At 56.5% G+C, this 2,341-nt stretch carries 2 protein-coding genes and 1 pseudogene; 2 read left to right on the top strand and 1 reads right to left on the bottom strand.

What is annotated here, in order from left to right:
• Positions 1-205 precede the first annotated feature (205 nt).
• A pseudogene (locus WCJ41_RS21585) lies at positions 206-358 on the top strand (IS3 family transposase); the annotation flags it as partial.
• A 94-nt stretch (positions 359-452) separates the two neighbouring features.
• Here WCJ41_RS21585 and WCJ41_RS21580 read toward each other — a convergent pair.
• The gene (locus WCJ41_RS21580; RefSeq protein WP_336907897.1) at positions 453-1,463 is read right to left on the bottom strand and encodes a hypothetical protein; all 1,011 of its coding nucleotides are present in this window, start codon (positions 1,461-1,463) and stop codon (positions 453-455) included.
• Between the two features lie 94 nt (positions 1,464-1,557).
• Between WCJ41_RS21580 and WCJ41_RS21575 the strand changes: the two genes are divergently transcribed.
• The gene (locus WCJ41_RS21575) at positions 1,558-1,983 is read left to right on the top strand and encodes a hypothetical protein (protein WP_336907896.1); all 426 of its coding nucleotides are present in this window, start codon (positions 1,558-1,560) and stop codon (positions 1,981-1,983) included.
• The last annotated feature ends 358 nt before the right edge of the window (positions 1,984-2,341 follow it).

Raw genomic sequence — 2,341 nt, 5'->3', positions numbered from 1 at the left:
GGGGTCTCCTTACAATGGCCCAAATGTCCCCCAGTCGTGAAACGAAGACATCGGATGGGAGCAACCAAGGGCTTCAAGAAGAAGCACCCAGCTCAGGGAGAGACAGGGGGCCGAGCCGTTGCATAAGCCGGGGGGCTTCGCCATGTAAGGGGGCCATAGGCGTGCGCGATGCCGCCCCGGCCGCTCGCGGCCTGCGGGAAGCTTAGACAGCCGTGCCGAGCTGTACCGGCGGGAGGGAATAGCCTGGAGTCTATGTTGCAGCTCGTCGAAGGAGTTCCCGGAGGCAGGGAAGATGCACCTGACGGAAAATACTGCTCAGGTATCGACCAGCGACGATATCAAGGATCTTCGCCGTGAGGTGCGGGTCATTAATGTCCTGGTGGATCGAGAATGGGAGGACGTGCGGCTTCTGGATTAACCACACGCCCTCCATTTCATTCGGCGAGTGTCACTCAGCGCAACATAACGATCGCTGAAGTCGCCACCACGAATGTCAACAGACCGGCGACAAGCAGCTTCTTGTCAGTAGCATGGACCTGCTTGACGACGGCAGCATCAACGTCCGTCGTAGCCTTGTAGGCGAAGATGGCGCGGATGAGGGTGAGGACAATCAAGGCGTAGACGACGAGATAGATCTTATCCATCAAGATCAAATAGCCGAGATCGGGAAGCCCGTCCGAGTAGCTTTTCTGCAGGAAGATCGCGGTCAACAAGGCACCAGCCGGAAGTGCACTGCGGACGTCTAGGTCCTGCGGCCTTATGAGCAACGCCGAAAGAGCAGCGCCCAGCACGATGAACAGGGGCAGCAAGAGTTTCCAGAAGAAGAAACTGAGCGGTCGAGAGATGTTAATGCTGAACTGAGCCGCTGAATAGGCTGAAGGTGTAGCATCCTCACCAAACTTCGTTCCGTACTCGTGGTTGAAGATCTGCGATGTCCATCCGGCGAGCTTCCAACCGGGGATCTGCAGGCTGTCGCCGATGCCACTGCTGTCCTTATCGATGACGTAAGACAATGCGTCAGCCCCGTTCGTGGTATCCTCGACCATTATGCTGAGTTTCTGCTTATCCAGCGGGTAGTCAGCAAGCGAAAACGGCTGCACGAAACGGCCCTCGACCCGCATGATCTGATACTTGGAGCCGTCGGGAAGCACCTTCGGCTCTGATAAGAGATTCTCCTGCTGCTTGCCCCACTCCTCCACCATGTTGGTGAATTCGATGGTACCCGTCGGATCAATGTCACCCTTCCAGCGCAGCCAGACATAGGTGTCGACATAGTAAGTATTGCTCGCCATGTCGAGTTGGTAGACTGAAATCGGGTAGAAGCCGACAGTCACCTGCTGAGCTGAGGCAGGTGGTGTATCCGTAGGCACGTAGCTGCCCCTTTTGTCGTCCACTGCATGCGCTGACGCGACGGTCAGAAAGAGGGCTGCTAGTGCTGCAGCCATGTATGACAAGAAACGCAACTTGCTCTCCCCCAAAAGGTAAGTTTCAATGCTGTAAAATGCGCAGAATTATAGTTCACGCATCCACAGACACTGAACCTATCAGGGAATGAACTTGAAGATCAAGGAAGGCTTTGACGCCGCCAGTGTTGGAATGACTTTAAGCCTAGGATTGTTGATTCCCATAGAGAAGATGTCCGGGGATTCTTACCACAAAGTGAACTTGGCCCAGGACTTCTCGAAGATCTGGCCGGACATGGTGGTGGTCGAGGCACCGCGTTTCTTCGCCAATGCGACCTACCTTGGCAAGCATCGCTTCGAAATCTGCCAGTACGTGGACTCCGCCTACCGCAAGAGGGTGAGGGGCCAGTTGTCCGCATCAGGCATTGCGATCCTCGATCAACCGCCCAGTACGGTCACCGAGGCCGGAACGACCGACCTGCGCTACGACAACGAGAATCCGCTCGACAATCACCATGCCAATGCCGCCTATGGCAAGCTGGTGCTGGAACAGATGACCGCCTATGCCGCGTCGCGGTGAGCGAGGCCCTTTCAATTCTGGCAAGAAAGTCCCGGAGAGGGCTCGACGTCCCTCTGCGACTGCAGTTGCCACAACGATGCCGCCCTCCGTCGTCTTGGCCGGTGAGGGAGATGCACCTGCGTGGTTAAAGGATAACGATCACCCTAGCCCCTGATGCTCCCTTGCGATCTGCTCCCAAATCTTCTTATCCACATTGCGATAGATGACGACCTTGATGACCGATAGCGCATCAGCCTGGAAAGCTGCCGTGTTACCTCTGAACGACGCCCGCGATGGTGCAGAGATGAGTGGAGGTGGGGACGGTGCGGCAAGGGTGTGGAGTGGATCCTGCCGAGGTGGCTGATGAGGGTGGCTATGG

The sequence above is a fragment of the Aestuariivirga sp. genome (assembly GCF_037139295.1).
Taxonomy (GTDB): Bacteria; Pseudomonadota; Alphaproteobacteria; order Rhizobiales; family Aestuariivirgaceae; genus Aestuariivirga.
Note: the sequence above shows the minus strand (reverse complement) of the source record. Positions and strands in the feature narration are given on the sequence as shown.